At 73.8% G+C, this 22,172-nt stretch carries 18 protein-coding genes; 11 read left to right on the top strand and 7 right to left on the bottom strand.

Features of this window, described 5'->3' with window-relative positions; translation table 11 throughout:
• Window positions 1-12 precede the first annotated feature (12 nt).
• Complete coding sequence (locus E0W78_RS12430; protein WP_131404278.1) at window positions 13-987, bottom strand: SGNH hydrolase domain-containing protein; 975 nt, start codon at window positions 985-987, stop codon at window positions 13-15.
• Complete coding sequence (locus E0W78_RS12425; RefSeq protein ID WP_131404277.1) at window positions 984-3,032, bottom strand: acyltransferase family protein; 2,049 nt, start codon at window positions 3,030-3,032, stop codon at window positions 984-986. The genes E0W78_RS12430 and E0W78_RS12425 overlap by 4 nt, the downstream gene beginning before the upstream one ends.
• 98 nt (window positions 3,033-3,130) lie before the next feature.
• On the opposite strand from E0W78_RS12425, the gene E0W78_RS12420 reads away from it, so the two are divergent.
• Window positions 3,131-5,137, top strand: a complete 2,007-nt coding sequence (locus E0W78_RS12420; RefSeq protein ID WP_131404276.1) for a CDP-glycerol glycerophosphotransferase family protein — start codon at window positions 3,131-3,133, stop codon at window positions 5,135-5,137.
• Between the two features lies 1 nt (window position 5,138).
• Here E0W78_RS12420 and E0W78_RS12415 read toward each other — a convergent pair whose 3' ends face one another.
• Entirely contained in the window at window positions 5,139-6,086 is a 948-nt protein-coding gene (locus E0W78_RS12415; protein ID WP_131404275.1) for an SGNH hydrolase domain-containing protein, read from the bottom strand.
• Window positions 6,083-7,183, bottom strand: coding sequence for a glycosyltransferase (locus E0W78_RS12410; RefSeq protein ID WP_131404274.1), 1,101 nt, complete (start codon window positions 7,181-7,183; stop codon window positions 6,083-6,085). The genes E0W78_RS12415 and E0W78_RS12410 overlap by 4 nt, the downstream gene beginning before the upstream one ends.
• Before the next feature lie 73 nt (window positions 7,184-7,256).
• On the opposite strand from E0W78_RS12410, the gene E0W78_RS12405 reads away from it, so the two are divergent.
• The gene (locus tag E0W78_RS12405) at window positions 7,257-8,603 is read left to right on the top strand and encodes a potassium transporter TrkG (protein WP_131404273.1); all 1,347 of its coding nucleotides are present in this window, start codon (window positions 7,257-7,259) and stop codon (window positions 8,601-8,603) included.
• The gene (locus E0W78_RS12400) at window positions 8,596-9,276 is read left to right on the top strand and encodes a TrkA family potassium uptake protein (RefSeq protein WP_131404272.1); all 681 of its coding nucleotides are present in this window, start codon (window positions 8,596-8,598) and stop codon (window positions 9,274-9,276) included. Before E0W78_RS12405 ends, E0W78_RS12400 begins: the two co-directional genes overlap by 8 nt.
• Here E0W78_RS12400 and E0W78_RS12395 read toward each other — a convergent pair.
• Both E0W78_RS12395 and E0W78_RS12390 read right to left on the bottom strand, forming a co-directional pair.
• Complete coding sequence (locus E0W78_RS12395; RefSeq protein ID WP_207392749.1) at window positions 9,273-9,563, bottom strand: protealysin inhibitor emfourin; 291 nt, start codon at window positions 9,561-9,563, stop codon at window positions 9,273-9,275. The two genes, E0W78_RS12400 and E0W78_RS12395, sit on opposite strands and share 4 nt — an antisense overlap.
• A complete protein-coding gene (locus tag E0W78_RS12390) occupies window positions 9,560-10,588 on the bottom strand; it encodes a M4 family metallopeptidase (protein WP_131404271.1) in 1,029 nt (342 codons plus the stop codon). Before E0W78_RS12390 ends, E0W78_RS12395 begins: the two co-directional genes overlap by 4 nt.
• 123 nt (window positions 10,589-10,711) lie before the next feature.
• Here E0W78_RS12390 and E0W78_RS12385 point away from each other — a divergent pair, with 123 nt between their 5' ends.
• The 8 genes from E0W78_RS12385 to E0W78_RS12350 all read left to right on the top strand — a co-directional run bounded on the left by E0W78_RS12385 (window position 10,712) and on the right by E0W78_RS12350 (window position 21,638).
• Complete coding sequence (locus E0W78_RS12385) at window positions 10,712-12,412, top strand: sodium:solute symporter family protein (RefSeq protein ID WP_131404270.1); 1,701 nt, start codon at window positions 10,712-10,714, stop codon at window positions 12,410-12,412.
• A 9-nt stretch (window positions 12,413-12,421) separates the two neighbouring features.
• Window positions 12,422-12,700 carry a hypothetical protein gene (locus tag E0W78_RS12380; RefSeq protein ID WP_131404269.1) on the top strand — a complete coding sequence of 93 codons (279 nt, stop codon included), beginning with the start codon at window positions 12,422-12,424 and terminating at the stop codon, window positions 12,698-12,700.
• Window positions 12,701-12,710: 10 nt separating this feature from the next.
• Entirely contained in the window at window positions 12,711-15,479 is a 2,769-nt protein-coding gene (gene leuS, locus E0W78_RS12375; protein WP_131404268.1) for a leucine--tRNA ligase, read from the top strand.
• Entirely contained in the window at window positions 15,479-16,318 is an 840-nt protein-coding gene (locus tag E0W78_RS12370) for a DegV family protein (RefSeq protein WP_131404267.1), read from the top strand. Before leuS ends, E0W78_RS12370 begins: the two co-directional genes overlap by 1 nt.
• A gap of 91 nt (window positions 16,319-16,409) precedes the next feature.
• The gene (locus E0W78_RS12365) at window positions 16,410-17,213 is read left to right on the top strand and encodes a ComEA family DNA-binding protein (RefSeq protein WP_131404266.1); all 804 of its coding nucleotides are present in this window, start codon (window positions 16,410-16,412) and stop codon (window positions 17,211-17,213) included.
• Window positions 17,214-17,218: 5 nt separating this feature from the next.
• Window positions 17,219-19,510, top strand: coding sequence for a ComEC/Rec2 family competence protein (locus E0W78_RS12360; protein ID WP_242686340.1), 2,292 nt, complete (start codon window positions 17,219-17,221; stop codon window positions 19,508-19,510).
• A 44-nt stretch (window positions 19,511-19,554) separates the two neighbouring features.
• Window positions 19,555-20,526 carry a DNA polymerase III subunit delta gene (gene holA, locus E0W78_RS12355; protein WP_131404265.1) on the top strand — a complete coding sequence of 324 codons (972 nt, stop codon included), beginning with the start codon at window positions 19,555-19,557 and terminating at the stop codon, window positions 20,524-20,526.
• Between the two features lie 5 nt (window positions 20,527-20,531).
• Window positions 20,532-21,638 carry a heparan-alpha-glucosaminide N-acetyltransferase domain-containing protein gene (locus tag E0W78_RS12350; protein WP_131404264.1) on the top strand — a complete coding sequence of 369 codons (1,107 nt, stop codon included), beginning with the start codon at window positions 20,532-20,534 and terminating at the stop codon, window positions 21,636-21,638.
• Here E0W78_RS12350 and E0W78_RS12345 read toward each other — a convergent pair.
• The coding region (locus E0W78_RS12345; RefSeq protein WP_207392748.1) for a fibronectin type III domain-containing protein at window positions 21,635-22,172 on the bottom strand (538 nt) is incomplete at its 5' end. The genes E0W78_RS12350 and E0W78_RS12345 overlap by 4 nt on opposite strands.

The following is a 22,172-nucleotide window of genomic DNA, read 5'->3' as shown; positions in this document are numbered from 1 at the left end:
GGCGGGCCCGGCTCAGCCGCGGTCGAGCTCCAGCACGCCGTCCAGGCGCTCGGCCAGGGCGGGCGCGAGCGTCTCCATGTAGCTGGCCGTGATGTGGTGGCGGTCGCGATAGACCGTCAGCCCGCCGATGACCGGCTCGCACGTCGCTCCGGGGCAGACCAGGTCGTTGAGGTCGACGAACGCGACGCCGGCCTCGCGCGTGGCGGCCTCGGACTCGCCGGTCTTCCACACGGGTGCGTACGCCTGGTCGTGAGGCACAGTGCAGCGGGCCGGGACGCCCGTGCGTCGCAGGCAGGCCGGCACGTCGAACGGGAGTCGCGGCGTGGCGGCCAGCACGACCACCTCGACGCCGGCGGCGCGCACCTGCTCCCAGTAGTCCACGACGCCGTCGCGGCGGAGCGCGTCGACCCGGGCGGCCGGGAGCGCCGGGTCGTCCTGGCGGACCTTCAGCGTGTCGAGGGCCGTGACGAGCACGTCGGGCCGGTCCGGGCCGGTGAGCTCGGCGAGCATCCGCTCGTTGAACAGGTCGCAGTCCGGGAACCCGTCGGTGACGATGGAGGGATGGTCCCGCGTCGGGGCGGCGGTCAGCTCGCAGACGGACTTCGCGTGAAGGGTGATCCGCCAGCCGTTCAGGTCGGCCACCTCGTCGAGGGCCGGCAGCCACTGGAGCGTCTTGCTGTTGCCCACCATCGCGACGTCGACGTCCCCGTCCGGGTCGCCGAACACGCACCCGGCGGTGCTCGAGCTGCCCGTGCCCTGGATGCACGCCCGCGAACGCGGGGCCGGAGTGTCGTACGGCGCCTGGGACGGCTTGGGCTGGACGTCGTCCAGGTCCGACGGCCGCGGCTGGCCGATCGCGGCAGCGCCGAGCCCGGGCACGGCTCCGGGGGCCACGAGAGGCTCCGACGGATCGGCGGTGCACCCTGCGGCCACGACCAGCAGCGCGAGCACGGACGCCGCGACGCGGCGCCGCGCCCTCGAGGTCACTTCCAGGCCTTCGCCAGCTGCGGCTCGAGGAACGGGCGCATCGTCTTGGTGTAGGTGGCCGTGACGTGGTGGGTGTCGTAGTAGACGAGCACGTCGCCGATGATCGGCGCGCACTGCTCGCCCGGGCAGACCCAGCCGTTCATGTCGACCAGGCCGACGCCCTCGACGCCGTCCACGGCCGCCTCGGCGTCCTCGACCGACCAGACGGTCGAGTACGCCTTGTCGCGGTCGACGGCGCAGCGCGTGAGGTGTCCCTCGTTGCTGCCGACGCAGTCGGGGATGTTCAGCTGCAGACGCGGACCGGCGGTGAGCACGGCGACGTCGATGCCGGCGTCGGTGAGCGTGCGCCACCACTGCTGGACGCCCTCGATGCGGGTCGTGCGCAGCTCGTCGGCCGGCACGTCCTCGCTCTCCTGGGCGACCTTGAGCGTGTCGAGCACGGTGAAGACGCGGTCGGGCTTGAGGTCCTCGGTGACGGTCCTGACGACGTTGCGGTTCCACTCGTCGCACTCGGGGTAGTCGTCGAGCGGGTCGCTGCCGTTGCGCGTGGGCGCCGCGGTGAACTCGCACGCGGACTTGGTGAACGACTCGATGCGCCAGCCGCGCTCCTTGCCGATCTCGTCCATGACCGGGATCCACTGACGGGTCTTGGAGTTGCCGATCATCGCCACGACCGTCTCGCCCTCGGGGTCGCCGAAGGTGCAGGACGCGGGGTCGGTGCCCTCGATGTCCTGGTCGCACGAGCGGGTCGCCTCGTTGGCGTTGTCGTCCTCGACCTCGGTGAGCGACGGGGCGAACGCCTCGACGGAGTCGACCGGGTCGCCGGCCGGGTTGCCGCGCGGGTCCTCGCCGAGCACCTGGGCGCCCTTCGCGTCCTTGGCGACGGGGGTCTGCTCGACCTGGATGGCGCCGTTCAGCGTGAAGCCGGCGACGACGCCGACGATGGTCAGGGCCACGCCCGCCGCCAGCGCGTTGCGGGTGGACTCCATGACCTTGGAGAAGCGGACCGGGTTCTCGATGACGTGGTGCGTGACCCACGCGGCGGCGAGCGACGCGACGGCGACGGGCAGCAGCTCGAGCGTGGACTCCTCGCCGGGCGACCAGGCCTCGTAGATGACGATCATCGGCCAGTGCCACAGGTACAGCGAGTACGACAGGCCGCCGAACCAGCGCATGACCGAGCGGTCGAGCAGGAAGCCCGCGCCGCGCGCCCCGGCCGCCGGACCGCCGGCGATGACGGCGGCGGAGGCGACGATCGGCAGCAGCGCGTAGTAGCTCGGCCACGGCATCTGGTCGTCCTGCAGCAGCACCGAGGCCACGATGCCGGCGAGGCCGGCCCAGGTGAGGGCGGCCGCCAGGTTCGGACGCATACGGTTCAGCACCGGCACGGCGATGGCGACGAGGCCACCGAGCGCCAGCTCCCACAGACGTGTGGTGGTGATGAAGTAGGCCGTGTCGGGCGACTGCTGGGTCCAGTAGACGGAGTAGGCGAGCGACGGGACGAAGATGAGCAGCAGGCCGCCGAACATGGCCGGACGCATCTGCAGGTGGCCCCGACGCACGAGCACCGCGACGAGGATGATGAGCAGCGGCCAGACGATGTAGAACTGCTCCTCGACCGCGAGCGACCAGAAGTGCTGCAGCGGGCTGACGGCGTCGTCCTCGGCGGAGTAGTCGACCGCGCGGTCGGCCAGTCGCCAGTTGATGACGTAGAAGGCGCTGGCGACCGCGTCGAACGCGGTGTCCTTCCAGCGCGTCACCGGCAGGAACAGGTACGAGGCCACCATCGTGGCGACGATGACCGTCGCCGACGCGGGCAGCAGGCGCTTGAACCGACGCGCGTAGAACCGGCTCAGGCTGACCCGTCCGTCGCGCTCGACCTCGCGCACCAGCAGGCCGGTGATGAGGAAGCCGGAGATGACGAAGAAGATGTCGACGCCGACGAATCCGCCCGGCAGCCAGGCGAGGTCGATGTGGTACAGGACGACGGTCAGGACCGCGATGGCCCGCAGACCTTCGATGTCACCGCGGAATCTCTTGCTCATCAGTGCTCTCTGTCGTCGGGATGGGCCCACGACAGCCTAACGAAGGACTCCAGGGGAGCCTCGTCCGCCGGGTGCGGCGCCGCTCCTAGGATGGCCCGGTGGACTCGCCGACCTTGACGCTGCTGCTCGGACCCGTCGCCTCCGAGACCCTGGCCGACGACCTGAGGGCGGAGGGGCTGGACGTCACCGCCGTGGCGGTCCCCGACGACGACCCGGTCGCCCTGCGCGAGGCCGTGGCCGCGGTGACGACCGAGGCGGTCGTCTTCGTGCGGCGCGCGTCGACCACCGCCGACCACGTCCGGCGCGCCATCGCCTGGGTCGCCGGCCTCGGCCTGGAGACCCCGGCCGGGCTGCCGGTGCGGCTTGACCCGTCCGACGACACCTACATCGACGCGCTGCTCGCCGCCGGGCACCCCGCCGAGCTCGTGCGCCTGGCCGGCTACTACCGCGCGGTCCCGAGCGCGGAGTGGGCCGACGTCGTCGACGACGGACGCACGCTGCGTCTCGGCCTGCGCTGGCGCTGGGGCGGCTCGGCGACCGCCGAGCACGCCGACCGGACGCTCGCGATCGCCCTGGTGGGCAAGCGCGGCACGACGCACGTGCCCACGCGGTGCGTCGAGCGGGTCGCGGCCGGCGGCACGGTGGCCTGGTCGGCGTACGTCGCCGACATCCCCGTCGCGCGGCTGAGCGGTCGTGACCGGCTCGTCCTCGACCTGGCCCCGGGCACCGACGGTCCGCGCATGGACCTGGAGCCGACCACCGGCCTGCTGGCCAGCGCCCGGCGCATGGCGGCGGACGGGCTCGACCTGGAGATCGCGCCGAACGCCGACGACGACCAGGTGCTCGTGCACGCCGTGCGTCACCGTGCCGGTCTCGCGCCCCTGCGCTGGCTGGCGACCCACCTGCGCCAGGACGCCGCCTCGCTGCTGCGCCTGCGCCGCTTCACCTGGGTGCGCGCGGCCCGGGTGCTCACGCGCCCGCTGGTCGGGCGCCGGCCGATCTGGCTGGTCGGCGAGCGCGAGGACACCGCGCGCGACAACGGCTACCACTTCTTCGCCCACCTGTGCCGCACGCAGCCGGACGCCCGGGTCTACTACGTGATCCAGGGCGGCAGCGAGCAGCGGGCCAAGGTCGAGGCGCTCGGCCCGGTCCTCGTGCACTCCTCGTGGAAGCACCGGCTGCTCATGCTGCACGCCGAGGTGCTCGCGAACGCGTACTCGGTCAAGCACATGCTGCCGCGCCAGTGGCACCCCGGCGCCTACCTCAAGCAGGCCGCGTGGCGGCTCGGCGCCCGCCGGGTCTACCTCAAGCACGGCGTGAACGACAAGGTCAACATGCTCAAGCGGGGCACCGGCGGGTACGACCTGTACCTCACCGTCGGCCCGGGGGAGTCCGGCGCCGTCCGCGCGGTGTCCGGCTACGACACGCAGGTGGCCGAGACCGGCCTGCCGCGCTTCGACGCCCTGACCCGCCTGGACGACGGCACGTCCGACACCGTCGTGCTGTTCATGCCGACGTGGCGGCGCGCGTTCGTCCCGAAGCTGTTCAGCGACGAGGACGTCGCGGAGATGTCGTTCGAGGGCTCGTCGTACCAGCGCTTCGTCACCGAGCTGCTGGCCGACCCGCGACTGGCCGCGATGCTGCGCGAGCACGGTGCCCGCCTGCAGTTCCTGCCGCACTACAACATGGGCCGCCTGCTCGAGGGACTGGACGTCGTCGAGGGCGTGGAGCTGGTCGACAGCGCCACGCCGCACATCCAGGAGCTCATGCGCCGCTGCGACCTGTTCCTGACCGACTACTCCTCGGTGCACTTCGACATCGCCTACCTGGGCACCCCGCTGCTCTACACCCACTTCGACGAGGCCGAGTACCTCGAGGGGCACGCGTCGCCGTCGTGGTTCGACCACGAGCGCGACGGGTTCGGCCCGGTCGTCCGCACGGTCGACGAGACCCTCGAGGCGCTGGGCCGCTACCTGGCGTCCGGCTGCGTGCGCGAGGAGTTCTACGAGGACCGCGTGAAGGCGGTCTTCACCCACCAGGACCGCGAGAACGGGGCTCGCGTCGTGCGGGCGGTCGAGGAGATGGTGCGGCGCACCGCCGTCTAGGTCAGCCCGCCGCGAGCTCGGTCAGCGCCGTCGCCACGCGCTCGCCGAGCGGCTCGGCCAGCTGCAGCGTGTAGGTGCGCGTGAAGTGGTGCGAGTCGCGGAAGCGCAGGACGCCGTCCGACACGACCGCGCACGGCGGGCCGTCCTCGCCGCACACCACGTCGTTGATGCTGACGAGCCGCGCGCGTCCGACGGCGTCGACGACCTGCTCGGCCGACGCGGTGGGGAAGCGCAGCTGCGGGTCGTCGTACTCGTCCTCGGTGATGTCGCACTCGTCCGTGTCGTCGCCGTGCTCCAGGACGCACTCGGGCACGTCCTCGTCCGAGCGCGGACCCGCGTCCAGCAGCACGGTGCCGATGCCGCGCGCCGCCAGCTCGCCGTAGGCGTCCTCGAGCCCCTGGACCATCAGCGCGTGCTGCTCGTCGCCGTCGATGTCGCGACCCGCCTTGGGCACGCGCAGCTTGTACAGCTCGGTGAACACCGCGTCCGGGCGGAGCTGCTCGATGACCTGGCGGGCGCGGGTGTTCCACTGCTCGCACGACGTGTTGACCTCGTCGTCCGGGCTGCCCAGCTCGGCGGCGGTGAACGCGCACGCGGACTTGGTGATCGAGGTGACGCGCCAGCCGCGTTCCTTCCCGATCGCGTCGAAGGCGTCGACCCACTGCTCGGTCTTGGAGTCGCCGGCCAGCACGACGTGCACCGAGCCCTTCGGGTCGCCGAACTCGCAGGCCAGCACCTCCGAGCGTCCCTTGCGCTGGTGGCAGTCCTGGCCGTCGGCGTACTCGATCTGGTCCTGCTCGGCCCGCGCCGGGTTGGGCGTCAGGGACGAGCCGGAGCCGTCGGCGGGTCGCGTCGGCTCGTCGTCGCCGTCCTGCGCGCCGGAGCACGCGGCGACGAGGGTCAGCGCCAGGGCGGCGACGAGCAGCCCGGTCCGGCGTCGAGCGGTCACTGCCCGCCACCGTGGGCGGCGCGGCGGACGTGGGCGGCGAAGTCGAGCGCGTCGCGGTTCCAGTTGTGGTGCTGCTGGACGTACGCGTGACCGGCGGCGGCCATCGCGTGGCGGCGCTCGTCGTCGTCCAGCAGCGCGGTGATCGCGGCCGCCGCGGCGGCCGGGTCCTCGAACGGCACCAGGACGCCGCCGTGCGAGTCCTCCACGAGGGCCTTCGCGGTGGGCAGCGGCGTGGTGACGATCGGCACGCCGTGGGCCAGGTACTCCATGAGCTTGGTCAGGCGGCTGAACCGGTAGTTCGGCTCGTCGCGGACGAACGAGACGCCGACCGCGGCACCCTCGATCGCCTGCATGGCCACGTCGTTGGGGGTGAAGCCGTGCCAGGTGAGGGCGCCCTCGGCCTGGGCCTGCTCCAGCAGGGCGTCCGTGCCGTCGTGGGCGGGGCCGTAGACGTCCACGGTCGCGGTGCCCTTCAGCAGCCGCGCGGTGTCGACGAGCATGCGCACGCCGCGGGACTGCGTCACCGAGCCGAGGTAGACGACCCGGCGCGAGGCCGGCGGCGGCACCTGCTCGGGCACGCGGGTGCTGTTCGGCACCACCGGGTGCGGCTCGTGGAACAGCGGCACGTAGCCGTCCTCGGCGAGCAGGATGGTGAAGCGCTTCTCGGCCCAGTCCTGGGCGGCCTTGGCGGCGGCGCGGACGACCGGGCGCACGGGACCGGGGATCCAGTCGCGCGACTCGACCGCGCCCGGGAAGTCCTCGTGGACGTCCCAGACCACCGGCGTGCTGCCCGTCGTGCCGGCCGCGGCGAGCAGCAGCTCGGGGTCGTGCAGCAGGACGACGTCGTGCTCGGGGGCCAGGCGGCGCAGCGTCGCGCGGGCCTCGCGGACGGCTGCGAGCCGGCGGCGCCCACGCGCCCGGCGCACGTCGACGCCGGTCACGCCGGCCGGCGGCTCCACGCCGTAGCCGGAGAACGGGGCGGCGAAGGTGACCGACATCCCGTCCTCCAGGAGCGCCGGGATCTCGCGGTGCGCGATCCGGGCGTCGCCGGGGTGGTGGACGATCGTCATGACGAGGACTCGGGTCGGCCTGCTCACCCGGCCACCCTAGTGCGCGCCACCCGGACGCTCGGCGGCGTCCCGGCGCCCCGGCTGCGTTAGCGTGCTGCCCGTGGTCCGCCTCTCGCTGCCGCGCGCCGTCGCGCACCCCGTCCGGCTCCTGCCGTTGACGTTCCTGGTGCTCATCTTCGTCGGCACGCTCCTGCTCCTGCTGCCGTTCGCGCGGGCGGGGGAGGAGAACCCGAGCTTCATGGCGGCGTTCTTCACCAGCACCTCGGCGGTCACGGTGACCGGCCTGGCGTCGGTCGACACCGCCACCTACTGGACGCCGGTCGGGCAGGGCATCATCCTGGCGCTGGTCGAGATCGGCGGCCTGGGCATCGTCGCGCTGGCGACCCTGCTGGGCGTGTTCATCGGCGGACGGCTGGGGCTGCGCACCCGGCTGGTGGCCCAGGCCGACTTCCACGTGCCGACGCTGGGCGAGGTGCGGCCGCTGTTCGCCCGCATCGTGGCCACGATGGTGCTGTTCCAGCTGGTCACGTGGATCGTGCTGACCCTGCGGCTGAAGGGCGAGTACTTCGACTCGTGGGGACAGTCGCTGTGGCACGGCCTGTTCTACGCCGTCATGGCGTTCAACAACGCCGGTTTCGCGCTGGAGTCCGACAGCCTCGTGGGCTACGCCGGCGACGGCCTCATCATCCTCCCGGTGTCCATCGCCGTCTTCGTCGGCGCGATGGGCTTCCCGGTGCTGGCCGAGCTGCGCAGCCGGTGGCGGACGCCGAAGAAGTGGACGATCCACACCCGGCTCACCGTCTGGGGCTCGCTCGGCCTGCTCGTCGTCGCCGTCGTGCTGTTCATGGCCGTCGAGTGGACCAACGACGACACCCTCGGGCAGCTGCCGTTCTGGCACCGGGTCGTCACCGGCATCGAGGCCGGCGTCATGCCGCGCTCGGGCGGGTTCAACAGCTTCGACTGGGGCGCCGTGCGTCCGGAGTCGCTCGACGTCGCCACCGTCATGATGTTCATCGGCGGCGGCTCGGCCAGCACCGCCGGCGGCATCAAGGTCACCACGTTCCTGCTGCTGGCCTACGTGATCATGGCCGAGCTGCGCGGCGACCCGGACGTGACGGTCGGCCGCCGCTCGATCAGCAGCGCCACCATCCGTCAGGCCCTCACCATCGCGCTGCTCGCGGTCATGCTGGTCATCACCTCGACGTGGCTGGTGCTGACCATGACCGGGCTGAGCTACGGGGACGTCCTGTTCGAGTGCACCTCGGCCTTCGCGACCGTCGGGCTGAGCACCGGCATCACCCCGGACCTGCCCTGGAACGCCCAGCTGGTGCTCATCGTCTTGATGTTCGTCGGCCGAGTGGGCACCATTACCGCGGCGTCAGCGTTCGTCGTCCGCAGCCGCGTGCGCCGCTACACCCTGCCCGAGGAGCGACCGATCATTGGCTAGCAAGGACACGTCCCCCACCGCCCCGGTGCTCGTCATCGGCCTGGGCCGGTTCGGCACGGCCGTGGCGCGCTCGCTCGTGCGGCTCGGGCACGAGGTGCTGGCCGTCGACGAGAGCCCGGCCATCGCGCAGAAGTACGCCAGCGACTTCACCCACGTCGTCGCGGCCGACACCACCGACACCGAGGCGCTGCAGCAGATCGGTGCCGAGCAGTTCCACCGCGCCGTCGTGGGCATCGGCACCGACATCGAGGCCAGCGTGCTGACCGTGCTCGGCCTGGCCGAGCTCGGCGTCAAGGAGATCTGGGCCAAGGCGGTCAGCGGCAAGCACGCCATGATCCTGGAGCGGGTCGGCGCCACCCACGTGGTGCGCCCCGAGACGTCCATGGGCGAGCGGGTGGCGCACCTGGTGTCGGGCACCATGACCGACTTCATCGAGTTCGACGACGGCTTCGCCATCGCCCGCACCCGGGCGCCGCGCGAGGCCTGCGGCCAGGAGCTCGGCCAGTCGGTGCTGCGCTCGAAGTACGGCGTGACCGTGGTGGGCGTGAAGACCCGCGGCCAGGACTTCACCTACGCGCAGGCCGACACCCTCGTGCACCGCGGCGACGAGCTCATCGTCTCCGGCCCCACGGTCAAGGTGGAGAAGTTCTGCGCCATGACCGCCGACCGCTAGGCGCCGTCCTCGGCCCGGCGGCGCACCGCCTCGGCCAGCTCGGACCACGGCCCCTCGAGCCGGCTCTCGGGCAGCCGGGCCTCGCGCTCGTTGGCGCGGACGTCGTAGACGAACCGGTCCGGGACGCCGTCGGCGTCCAGGTCGACGTCCCACGGGCACGCCTCGACCAGCGGCCACCACGCCGGCGCGTCCTGCTCGTCGACCTCGACCCGCCACTCGCGGCGCAGCCCGGCCAGCCCGCCGGTGCGGACCACCACGACCACCAGCACCGGCTCCGCTGTGGTCATGACTCCTCCTCGGGGACGACGCCGAGGCCCTGCCAGGCGGCCTCGACCGCCTCCTGCTCACGCCCGCCGACGGCCCGCGCGGCGCGGACGGTCGCGCCGGCGAGCCGGGCGAAGGTCGCCGTGGACGGCAGCGCCGGGTCGAGGAGCGCCGCGTACCAGAGCGGGCCGGCGGTCTGCCAGGCGTAGCCGCCCAGCGCCGTCGCGGCCAGGTGGAACGCCTTGTTCGGGATGCCCGAGTTCAGGTGCACGCCGCCGTGGTCGTCGCGGGTGCGGACGTAGTCGCGCATGTGCGCGGGCTGCGGGTCGCGGCCGAGCACGTCGTCGCCGTACGCGGTGCCCGGAGCGGCCATGGAGCGCAGCGCGACGCCCTGCACGGCGTCGGTGAACAGCCCGGCCCCGACCAGCCAGCTGGCCTCGTCGGCGCGCTGCCCAGCCGCGTGCTGCTCCACCAGCACGCCCACGACGTCGGCGACGGACTCGTTCAGGGCGCCCGGCTCGCCCTCGTAGACGAGCCCGGCCGTGTGCTGGACGAGCCCGTGGGCGAGCTCGTGGCCGATGACCGAGACCGAGGCGGTGAACCGGCCGAAGACCTCGCCGTCGCCGTCGCCGAACACCATCCGCTCGCCGTCCCAGTAGGCGTTGTCGTAGTCGCGTCCGTAGTGGACGCTCGCGGCCAGGGGCAGCCCCGCGTCGTCGAGCGAGTCGCGCCCGAACGCGTCGGCCAGCAGCCGGTACGTGGCCCCCAGGCCGTCGTACGCCTCGTCGGCCGCGACGTCGCCCGTGGGCGGCTCGCCCTCGGCCCGCACGCGGCGGCCGGGCAGGTCGGTGCCGTGGCCGGCGTCGCTCACGGTCCGGCGCAGCCCGGCGCCGGGGGAGGAGCGGCGCGGCGGCAGCACGGTGGAGCGCGGCCGGGCCGGACGGTCGAGCAGCGCGAGGCGCGCGGCCTCGGCCGCGACCGGGAAGCGTCCGGGCTCGTCGGCGGCCAGCCGGGCCAGCAGGTAGGGCGGGACGATCGCGTGGGTCATGGCGGCTCCTTCGGTGCCGCGAGCGTACGTCGCGGCGCCGACACCGTCTCGAGGTGCGGACGGCAACCACCGGGTCTACGGTCCCAGGGGCGCACACGGCGTGCGCCGTGAAAGGGGAGGCCCGTGCACCTCGCGGCCGACGACGCGTTCCGGCTGAACGCCGACTTCTTCGACTACACCATCGTGGCGCTGTACTTCGCCGTCGTGCTCGGCATCGGCGTGCTCGCCCGGCGGCAGGTGTCGACCAGCATCGACTTCTTCCTGTCCGGTCGCTCGCTGCCCGCGTGGGTGACCGGCCTGGCGTTCGTGTCGGCCAACCTCGGCGCGGTCGAGGTCATGGGCATGTCGGCCAACGGTGCGCAGTACGGCGCCGCGACCTTCCACTACTTCTGGATCGGCGCCGTCCCGGCGATGCTGTTCCTCGGCATCGTGATGATGCCCTTCTACTACGGGTCCGGTGTGCGCTCGGTGCCCGAGTTCATGCGCCGCCGCTTCGGCACCGGCGCCCACCTGGTCAACGCCATCAGCTTCGCCGTCGCCCAGCTGCTCATCGCCGGCATCAACCTGTTCCTGCTGGCCACCATCGTGGAGCGCCTGCTCGGCTGGCCGCTGTGGGTCTCGCTCATCGTCGCGGCCGTGGTCGTGCTCTCGTACATCACCCTCGGCGGCCTGTCGGCGGCGATCTACAACGAGGTGCTGCAGTTCTTCGTCATCGTCGCGGCCCTGCTGCCGCTGACGATCGTCGCGCTGCACAAGGTCGGCGGCTGGCAGGGCGTCAAGGAGAAGATCCAGCCCGGTCCCGAGCAGCTCTCGTCCTGGCCCGGCACCGACCTGACCGGCATCGAGAACCCCGTCCTGTCGGTGATCGGCCTGGTCTTCGGCCTGGGCTTCGTGCTCTCGTTCGGCTACTGGACGACCAACTTCGTCGAGGTGCAGCGCGCGATGGCGTCCGACTCGCCCTCGGCGGCCCGCCGCGCCCCGATCATCGGTGCGTTCCCGAAGATGTTCATCCCCTTCGTGGTCATCATCCCGGGCATGGTCGCGGCGATCATCGTGCCCGAGATCGCGGCCCTGAAGAGCGGCGACGAGGGCGGCGCCGGCGGCGCGACCTACAACGACGCGATCCTGCTGCTCATGCGCGACCTGCTGCCCAACGGCATGCTCGGCGTCGCGATCGCGGGCCTGCTCGCCTCGTTCATGGCCGGCATGGCGGCCAACATCTCGGCGTTCAACACCGTCTTCAGCTACGACCTGTGGCAGCAGTACGTGAAGAAGGACCGCCCCGACGGCTACTACCTGACCATCGGTCGCGTCGCCACGGTCGGCGCGACGGTCATCGCCATCGGCACCGCCGTCATCGCGTCGAACTACGACAACCTGATGGACTACCTGCAGACGCTGTTCGGGTTCTTCAACGCGCCGCTGTTCGCCACGTTCATCCTGGGCATGTTCTGGAAGCGGATGACGCCGACCGCCGGCTGGGTGGGCCTGGTCTCGGGCACGCTCGCCGCCGTCCTCGTCGCGGTCCTCAGCGACGGCACGCTCGGCAGCCTCAGCGTCGGCGTCCTGTCCCTGTCGGGCCAGGGTGCGAGCTTCGTGGCCGCGGGCGCCGCGTTCGTGGTCGACATCGTGGTCAGCGTCGTCGTGACGCTCATGACGCGGCCCAAGGCCGAGTCCGAGCTGCGCGGCCTGGTCTACTCCCTCACCCCGAAGGAGGACTTCGCCGACCCCGACGAGAAGAACCTGCCCTGGTACCAGTCGCCGGTGAAGCTCGCCGGCATCGCGCTGGTCATCGTCATCTTCCTCAACGTCCTCTTCCGCTAGGAGCCCGCCATGGCACAGACCAAGACCGCAGGCGCCTTCGACGTCCGCTACATCGTCGCGGCCCTCATGGGCACGTACGGCGTGATCCTCACGATCCTGGGGCTGGTGAACACCTCCGACGCCGAGCTGGAGGCGGCCGACGGCTTCAACGTCAACCTCTGGGCCGGCCTCGGCCTGCTCGTCTTCGCGGCCGCCTTCGCCGCCTGGGCGAGGCTGCGTCCGCTCGTCGTCCGCGAGGTCACCGACGAGGAGCGGGAGGCGGCGGGGAGGCCCGCGGACGACCGGTAAAGTTCCGGCGGTGAGCACCCCCGAGAACTCCTACCGCTACGACAGCACCCTGGCCGCCGACATCGAGTCGCGCTGGCAGGAGCGCTGGGACGCCGAGGGCACCTTCGAGGCGCCCAACCCCACCGGCGACCTCGCCGGCGACGTCAGCGACGAGCGGTTCCCGGCGGGCAAGTTCTTCATCATGGACATGTTCCCGTACCCCTCGGGGGCGGGACTCCACGTCGGCCACCCGCTGGGCTACATCGCCACGGACGTGGTGGGGCGCTACCGCCGCATGACCGGCCACAACGTCCTGCACGCGCTGGGCTACGACGCCTTCGGCCTGCCGGCCGAGCAGTACGCCGTGCAGACCGGGCGCCACCCGCGCGAGACGACGCTGGAGAACATCGGCACGATGCAGCGCCAGCTGCGCCGCCTGGGCCTGGCCCACGACAAGCGCCGCTCGTTCGCCACGATCGACCCCGAGTTCGTGAAGTGGACGCAGTGGATCTTCCTGCAGATCTTCGACTCCTGGTACGACGCCGAGCGCGGCACCGCCCGGCCCATCCGCGAGCTGGTCGAGAAGCTCGGTACCGACGACCCGGCCGTCATCGACCAGCACCGCCTCGCCTACGTCAGCGAGTCGCCGGTCAACTGGTGCCCGGGCCTGGGCACGGTGCTGGCCAACGAGGAGGTCACCGCCGACGGCCGCTCCGAGCGCGGCAACTTCCCGGTGTTCAAGCGCAACCTCAAGCAGTGGAACATGCGCATCACCGCCTACGCCGACCGCCTGGTGGACGACCTCGAGCGCGTCGACTGGCCCGAGCCGGTCAAGATCATGCAGCGCAACTGGATCGGTCGCTCGCACGGCGCCCGCGTCCGGTTCGACCTGCCCGAGACCGGTGACGGCGTCGAGGTCTTCACCACCCGCCCCGACACGCTGTTCGGCGCGACCTACGTCGTCCTGGCCCCCGAGCACGAGCTCGTCGAGCGCATCACGACGTCCGCCTGGCCCGAGGGCACCCAGGACGCGTGGACCGGCGGCGCGGCGACGCCGGCCGAGGCCGTCGCCGCCTACCGCGCGAAGGCCGCGGCCAAGACCGACGCCGAGCGCCAGGAGGACCGCGAGAAGACCGGCGTCTTCACCGGTGCCTTCGCCACCAACCCGGTGAACGGCGAGGCCGTCCCGGTGTTCGTGGCCGACTACGTCCTCACCGGCTACGGCACCGGTGCCATCATGGCCGTCCCGGGGCACGACGCCCGCGACTTCGAGTTCGCCACCGTCTTCGGCCTGCCGACCCCGCGCGTCGTCGACGGCGAGGGCGACCTGCCGTTCACCGGCGACGGCGTGGCGGTCAACAGCGCCAACGACGAGATCAGCCTCGACGGGCTGGGCGTCGCCGAGGCCAAGGCCCGGGTCATCGCCTGGCTGGAGGAGAAGGGCCGCGGCACCGGCACCACCACGTACCGCCTGCGCGACTGGCTGTTCAGCCGCCAGCGCTACTGGGGCGAGCCGTTCCCGATCGTCTACGACGAGCACGACCGCCCGATCGCGCTGCCCGAGTCGATGCTGCCGGTCGACCTGCCCGAGGTGCCCGACTACAGCCCGCGCACGTTCGAGCCGGACGACGTCACGAGCGAGCCCGAGCCGCCGCTCGGACGCGTCCAGGAGTGGGTGCACGTCGAGCTCGACCTCGGCGACGGACCCAAGCAGTACCGCCGCGAGACGAACACGATGCCCAACTGGGCCGGCTCGAGCTGGTACGAGCTGCGCTACACCGACCCGCACAACGACGCCGTCGTCACCGACCCGGCCAACGAGGCGTACTGGCTCGGCCCGCGCGCCGAGGGCGAGACCGGCGGCGTCGACCTGTACGTCGGCGGCGTCGAGCACGCCGTGCTGCACCTGCTGTACGCCCGGTTCTGGCACAAGGTGCTGTTCGACCTGGGCCACGTGAGCAGCGAGGAGCCGTTCCACCGCCTGTTCAACCAGGGCTACATTCAGGCGTACGCCTACACCGACGACCGTGGCGCCTACGTGCCGGCGGTGGACGTGCAGGAGCGCGACGGCGGCTACTTCCTGGGTGACCAGCCGGTCGCGCGCGAGTACGGGAAGATGGGCAAGAGCCTCAAGAACTCGGTCACGCCCGACGACATGTACGAGGAGTACGGCGCCGACACCCTGCGCGTCTACGAGATGAGCATGGGCCCGCTGGACGTCTCGCGTCCGTGGGAGACCCGCGCCGTCGTGGGCTCGCAGCGCTTCCTGCAGCGCGTGTGGCGCCTGGCCGTCGACGAGGAGACCGGTGCGCCGCTGGCCACCGACGAGCCGGCCGACGCCGCGACGCTCAGCACGCTGCACCGCACCATCGAGGGCGTCCGCGCCGACATGGACGCGATGCGCTTCAACACCGCGGTGGCCAAGCTCATCGAGCTGACCAACCACCTGACCCGCGAGGGCGTCCGCTCGCGCCAGGTGCTGGAGCCGCTGGTGCTCATGCTGGCCCCGCTGGCGCCGCACGTCGCCGAGGAGCTGTGGACGCGTCTGGGTCACGAGGGCTCGCTGGCCCACGTGCCGTACCCGGCGTTCGACGCTTCGCTCGTGGTCGAGGAGACCGTCACCTGCGTCGTGCAGGTGCAGGGCAAGGTGCGCGCCAAGCTCGAGGTCGCCCCGTCGGCGACCGAGGACGAGCTGACCGCGCTGGCCATGGCCGACGCGAACGTCCAGCGGGCCATCGACGGCCGCGAGGTGCGCAAGGTCGTGGTGCGGGCGCCCAAGCTGGTCAACGTGGTGGTCTGATGACCGTCGCCCTCGTCACCGACTCCACGGCCACCCTCCCCGGTGGCCTGGTCGAGCTGGCCGGGGCGACCGTCGTGCCGCTGCACGTCGTCGTGGGCGCCGAGACGCACCTGGACGGCACCGTCCCGTCGGCGGTGGTGGCCGACGCGCTGCGGCACGGCGTGCCGGTCAGCACGTCCCGGCCGAGCCCCGAGCGGTTCGCGGACGTCTACGCCGAGGCGGCGGAGGCGGGCGCGGACCACGTCGTCTCGGTGCACCTGAGCGCGGGCGTCTCGGGCACGTACGACGCGGCGCTGCTGGCCGCCCGCGACGCGCCCGTGCCGGTGCACGTCGTCGACTCCACGCAGGTCGGCATGGCCGTGGCGTTCAGCGTCCTGGCCGCCGCCCGGACCCGTGACGAGGGCGCGAGCGCCGAGGACGTCGCGGCCGCGGCCGAGCGGGCCGGGCGCACGTCCACGTCCCTGCTCTACGTCGACACCCTCGAGCACCTGCGCCGCGGCGGACGCATCGGGGCGGCGTCGGCGCTGCTCGGCACCGCCCTGGCGGTCAAGCCGCTGCTGACCATCGACGGGGGAGAGGTGCGTCCGCTGGAGAAGGTGCGCACCGCTTCCCGTGCGATCGGCCGGCTCGAGGCGCTGGCCGTCGAGGCGGCGCGGGCGTGCCCCGGAGGCTGCGACGTGGGCGTCCAGCACCTGGCCGCCGAGGAGCAGGCCCGCGGGCTCGTCGAGCGGCTGGGCCGCGAGCTCGGCCGCGACGACCTGCTGCTGAGCGAGGTCAGCCCGGTGCTCGGCGCCCACGTGGGCCCCGGCCTGCTCGGCATCTCGATCACGCCGCGCTGACCGTCCACCGGCCGCGGTGCCACCGCGGTCCGTCCACAGCCCGTGTCCGGGACCTGACGCCGGCGCCGCACCCGCGTCTAGCGTCGCCCGGGTGTGGGACGACCAGGAGACCCGGGCCGAGGTGGCACGCCGCCGCCTCGCACGCCTGACCGCGGAGTTCGAGCAGGCGCAGGCCCGCCGGACGCAGCCGGAGCGGCCGGAGGCCACGCCGGTGACGCCGGTGACGCCGGCCGAGCCGCCGGCTCCGTCGCGGCTGCGGCTGTCGGGCGCGCACGTGCGCGTCGTCGGCGTCGTGCTGACCGCCGCCGCCGTGGTGACCGTCTGGTGGGTGCTGGCCGGACGTCCGGCCGAGCACGCCGTGCCGGTCACGGTCGACACCCCCGCGAGCGCGACGCCCGGTCCGGACGCGTCCGCGACGCCCGGGTCCGCCGGGGGAGCGCAGGGAGCGGAGCCCGGCCCGCTGGTCGTCGACGTCGCCGGCAAGGTGCGCCGTCCGGGCATCGTCGAGCTGCCGCCCGGCTCCCGCGTGGTCGACGCCATCGAGGCGGCCGGCGGGGTCCGTGGGCGTCCGGACACGACGAGCCTGAACCTGGCGCGCAAGCTGGTCGACGGTGAGCAGGTGCTGGTCGGGGTCGAGGCCGCGGCCGTGCCCGCCGCGCCGGCGCCCGGGGGCGCAGCCGGCGCCGGGCCGGTGCCGGGTGCCGTCATCGACCTCAACACGGCCACGATCGAGCAGCTCGACACGCTCCCCGGCGTCGGACCGGTGACGGCCCAGGCGATCCTGTCCTGGCGCGAGGAGCACGGGTCGTTCACGTCGGTCGACGACCTGCTCGACGTCAAGGGCATCGGCGAGGCGACGCTGGCCGAGCTGCGCGACCTCGTCTCGGCGGGCTGAGCCGCGTGCTCGCGGCGCTCTTCCGGGCCCGCGTCGCGCTGGGACGGGCCGTCCGTGGCCACGACCTGCGGATGGTGCCGGCGGCGGGGGCCGCCTGGGCGGTCGCCGCGGGCGTCCTCGGTACCGGGTCGCGGACGGGCCTGGCCGTCTCGCTCGCCGGGCTCGCCGTGCTGCTCGCGGCACTGCTGCGGCGCCACGCCGCGCTCGCCCTGGTCGCGGCCGTCGTCGCGGGCGTGGCCGCCGGGTGCGCGTGGCGGCTGGCGCTCGACGAGCACGGACCCGTCCCCGCGCTGGCCGCCGACCACGCCGTGGCCTCGGTGGAGGCGCAGGTCCGCAGCGACCCGCGCACGTTCGAGCGGGCGGGCCGCACCGGCGTGGTCGTCGGCCTGCGGGTGGAGCGCGTGACCACGCGGCACGGCACGGTGACGACCCGAGCCCTCGTGACGGCGTTCGGCGACGAGTCGGCCGGCGGGCTGACGGTCGGTCAACGGCTCACCGCCCGCGTGTCGCTGGCACCGGCCGACCGCGGCCCCGAGGTCGCGACGGCCCGCCTCCTGCGGCTCGGACCCGTCCGTCCGCCGCCGTGGTGGTGGGGCGGGGCCCAGGACGTCCGTGACGGCGTGGCCCGCGCCGCCGCCCACGGGCACCCCGACGGGCGGGCGCTCGTCCCCGCGCTGGTGGACGGCGACGAGCGCGGACTCACCGACGAGCTCCGCGAGGACTTCCGGCGCAGCGGTCTCACCCACCTGCTCGCGGTGTCCGGCACGAACCTCACCATCGTGCTCGCCTGCCTGCTGGCGCTCGCGCGGGTGGGCGGGGTATCACCACGCTGGACGTGGGCGGTGGGCGTCGCGGCGGTGGTCGGGTTCGTGCTGCTGGCCCGGGCCGAGCCGAGCGTCGTCCGGGCCGCGGCGATGGGCCTGGTGGGGGTCGCGGCCGCGGGTCTCGGGTCGCGCGGCGGAACACGGGCCCTCGCCTGGGCGGTGGTGGTGCTCCTGCTGGTGGACCCGTGGCTCGCGCTGCGGCCGGGCTTCGTGCTGTCGGTGAGCGCCACGGCCGGCATCCTGCTGCTCGTCCCGCCCTTCGCCGACGCACTCGGACGCTGGATGCCGCGCTGGGCGGCCGTCGCGCTCGCCGTCCCCCTGGCCGCCCAGCTCGCCTGCACCCCGGCCGTGGCGGTGCTGAGCGGCGAGGTGTCGCTCGTCGCGGTGCTGGCCAACCTGCTCGCCGCACCGGCCGTCGCCCCGGCGACGGTGCTGGGCCTCGGCGCCGGGCTGCTCGCCCTCGTGCCCGGCCCCTGGGCGGTGCTGCCGGGCTGGCTCGCGGGCTGGTGCGCGCACTGGATCGCGTCGGTCGGGCGCTGGTCGGCCGGACTCCCGGGAGCGAGCGTCGAGTGGGGTGCGCCGTGGTGGGTGCTGGCCCTGCTCTGCGCCGTCCTCGGCGTCGGCCTGCACCGGGCGGCCCGCCGGCCGGCCCTCGCGGTCGGGCTGTGCCTGGGGCTCGTCGTGGTGCTGGTGCGGCCGCCCCAGCCCGGCTGGCCGCCGCGCGGGTGGCTCATGGTCGCCTGCGACGTCGGTCAGGGCGACGCGACGGTCGTCGACGTCGGGGGAGCGGCCCTCGTCGTGGACGCCGGGCCGGACCCGACCGCCGTGGACGCCTGCCTGGACCGGCTGGGCGTCGACCGCGTCGCCGCCGTCGCGCTCACCCACGCCCACGCCGACCACGTCGACGGGCTCGGCGGCGTGCTCGAGGGCCGTGACGCGGGCCCGGTGCTGGTCGGTCCGGGTGGCGGCGCCCCGAACCGCGACGGACGCACGACGCAGGTCGCCGCCGGCGCCCGGCTGTCGGTCGGCGGGGCGCAGGTCGAGGTGCTGGGCCCGGTGGGGCCGGGTGCCCGTGTGTCCGACCCCTCGCGCGACGAGCAGGACGGTGAGGGGTCCGCGGTCAACGACGCGAGCCTGGTGCTGCGGGTGCACGTCCGCGGGGTCGTGCTGCTGCTCACCGGCGACGTCGAGCCGGCCGGCCAGGACGCGCTGCTGCGCGCCGGGGCGGACGTCTCGGCCGACGTGCTCAAGGTGCCGCACCACGGCAGCGCCCGGCAGTCGCGCCGGTTCGTGGAGGCGGTCGGCGCCCGGCTGGCCACCGTCAGCGCCGGCCGCGACAACTCCTACGGCCACCCGTCGGCCGCCGCCCTCGACCTGCTGCGCGACGTCGGCACCCGCACCTTCCGCACCGACCGCGACGGCGACCTGGCCGTCGTCCTGCGCGACGGACGGCTCTCGGTCGTCACCCGCTGACCGGACGCCCGTCCCCGTCGGCGGCGGTGACTAGGCTGGCGCCCATGGCGTCCCCCTTCGGCTCGATCCTGCTCGTCACCGGCGGCTCGGAGTTCCTGGCCGACCGCGTGCGGCGCAAGGCCGTCGGGCAGATCCGTGAGGCCGACCCCGCGTGCGAGGTGGCCGAGAGCGAGGCCGGACGCCTGGTCGCCGGCGAGCTCGCCGCCCTCACCAGCCCGTCGCTGTTCAGCACGTCCAGCGGCCTGGTGATCACCGGCCTGGAGGACCTCGTCGACGCCGCGCAGGCCGAGCTGCTCGCCTACGCCGCCGAGCCGTCGTCCGACGTCGCGGTCGTGCTCGTCCACGGCGGCGGCAACAAGGGCAAGGGCGTGCTCGACAAGCTGCGCAAGAACGCCGCCGTCCACGAGGTGAAGGTCGAGGCGCCCAAGTACGAGCGCGACCACGTCACCTGGGTGCGCCGCGAGGTCACCGACCTCGGCTCGACGATCGACGAGGAGGCGGCCGCGCTGCTGGTCACCGCCGTCGGCCAGGACCTCCGCGCCCTCGCCGGGGCCGCCGACCAGCTGGTCAGCTCCGCGGGCCAGGGCGTCCGCGTCGACCGCGAGGTCGTCGCCCAGTACTTCGGCGGACGTGCCGACGTCCGCGGCTTCGAGATCGCCGACGCCGCGATCGAGGGCCGGCTCGCCGCCGCGCTCGAGCAGCTGCGCTGGGCCGAGGCCAACAAGGTCGCGCCGGTGCTCGTCACGTCCGCGTTCGCCTCGGGCCTGCGCTCGCTCACCAAGCTCGCCGACGTGCGCGGCGGCCTGCGCGACAACGAGGTCGCCTCGGCCATCGGGGCGCCGCCGTTCAAGGTGCGGGCGCTGCGCAGCCAGCTGCGCGGCTGGGAGCCCGAGGGCCTCGCCCGGGCCATGGACGTCGTCGCCCGCACCGACGTCGAGGTCAAGGGCGGGGGAGCGGACCCGGCGTACGCGCTCGAGCGCATGGTGCTCCAGGTCGCCGCCGCGCGTCGCGGGTAGTGGCCGTGACCGGACGCCTCGACGGCGTCGACCTCGCGCGGGCCGTCGCGCTGATCGGCATGATGCTGGTCCACGTCGTCATGACGATCGACATCGAGACCGGAGGCCCGTCGGTCGCCGGGATGCTGGCCGGGGGACGCGCGGCGCCGCTGTTCGCGTTGCTCGCCGGCCTGTCGCTCAGCCTGGTCCGCACGCGCGACCCCGACGGCGCCGGCTCCACCCACGCGGTCGTCGTGCGCTCGGTCGCCCTGGTCGTCCTCGGTCTGCTGCTCGGCTCCCTGGAGTCCGCGACGGTGCTGGTCATCCTGGCCTTCTACGGCGTGATGCTGGTCGTCCTGCTGCCCTTCCTGCGCCTGCCGACGCGGGCGCTCGGGCTCGTGGCCGCCGCCTGGCTGCTGCTCGCGCCGGTCGTCCACCTGCTGCTGCTGCGGCCGCTGGACGCGAGCTACCAGGCCCAGCTCGACCTCGCCGACCTGCGCGACCCGGCGGGGTTCGTCGCCGAGCTCGCGGTCACCGGCACGTACCCCGCGCTCGTCTGGACCGGGTACCTGCTCGCGGGCGCCTGGCTGGGACGCCTGCCGCTGCAGCAGGCTCGCGTCGCCGCCGGTCTCGTGGTCGCCGGCGCGGCACTGCTCGTGGGCTCGCTGGCCGCCGGCCTGCTGGCGCTGCGGTCGGGCGCCCTCGACGGCATCGTCCGCGACACGTCCTGGCACGGCCTCTTCGCGTCGAGCTGGTCGCTGGAGGGCGTCACCGACCCCGCCCGGTTGCTCGTCGTGGGCGAGCACACGTCGTCCACGCTCAACGTCCTCTCCGCGACCGGGTCGGCGGTGCTGGTGCTCGGGCTCTGCCTGCTCCTCGTCCACGCCGCACCCGCCCGCACCGTCGTCGCCCCGCTGCTGGCCGCCGGCTCGATGCCGCTCACGATGTACACGCTCCACGTGCTCTGGACCTGGAGCGAGAACGCGCACGACTGGCGCATGGCCGACGACCGTCACGTCGAGTGGGCCTCACAGGTCGTGGTGCTGGTGGTGGCGGCCTGGCTGTGGCGACGCACGTGGGGCCGCGGCCCGCTCGAGCAGGCCGTCCGGACGCTCAGCCTGCCCCGCCGCTAGCGAGGCAGCGGAGGCCGCACGCGGGACGACCAGCGGCCGGGCAGGTCCTGGTGCCAGGAGCGGATCCGGAACGCCGCGCCGGCGCGGCGGGGCACGTCCAGCACCACACGGGTGCGGCTCGTGACGGCGACGCGGCGGGTGGAGCCGCGGTAGGTCCGCCAGACCTCGTAACGGGTCGCGCGTGCGCCGGCCGTCCACGAGAGCCGCACCGAGCCGGTCCCCCGGAGCGCCGCCCGGGGACGTCGCGGGGCGCCGGCCGTCGGGCCTCCCGCGCGGCCGGTCACGACCGCCGCCGCACCGGCGCGTCCGGCGGCCACGGCACGCACGGCCACGGCGTAGCGACGCCCCGCGACCAGTCCGGTCAGCCGCACGGACGGACCCGTCGTGCGCGTCGTCCGCGTCGTGCCGGGGCGGCCGGACTCGCGCCAGGTCACGTCGTAGCGGTCGGTCCCGCTGACCGACGCCCACCGGACGTCCAGCCGCGCGTCGCCCGTCGTCAGCCGCAGCCCCCGCGGGACCGCCGGCAGCGCCGGG

The sequence above is a fragment of the Aeromicrobium sp. IC_218 genome (assembly GCF_004336805.1).
Taxonomy (GTDB): domain Bacteria; phylum Actinomycetota; class Actinomycetes; order Propionibacteriales; family Nocardioidaceae; genus Aeromicrobium.
This window is presented reverse-complemented; position numbering and strand designations above follow the sequence as displayed.

Excerpts from the sequence above, each read along its gene's own strand:
- E0W78_RS12425 (WP_131404277.1), bottom strand. The coding sequence starts at position 3,032 with ATGAGCAAGAGATTCCGCGGTGACATCGAAGGTCTGCGGGCCATCGCG.
- E0W78_RS12395 (WP_207392749.1), bottom strand. The coding sequence starts at position 9,563 with ATGACCACAGCGGAGCCGGTGCTGGTGGTCGTGGTGGTCCGCACCGGC.
- E0W78_RS12390 (WP_131404271.1), bottom strand. The coding sequence starts at position 10,588 with ATGACCCACGCGATCGTCCCGCCCTACCTGCTGGCCCGGCTGGCCGCC.
- E0W78_RS12380 (WP_131404269.1), top strand. The coding sequence starts at position 12,422 with ATGGCACAGACCAAGACCGCAGGCGCCTTCGACGTCCGCTACATCGTC.
- E0W78_RS12370 (WP_131404267.1), top strand. The coding sequence starts at position 15,479 with ATGACCGTCGCCCTCGTCACCGACTCCACGGCCACCCTCCCCGGTGGC.
- holA (WP_131404265.1), top strand. The coding sequence starts at position 19,555 with ATGGCGTCCCCCTTCGGCTCGATCCTGCTCGTCACCGGCGGCTCGGAG.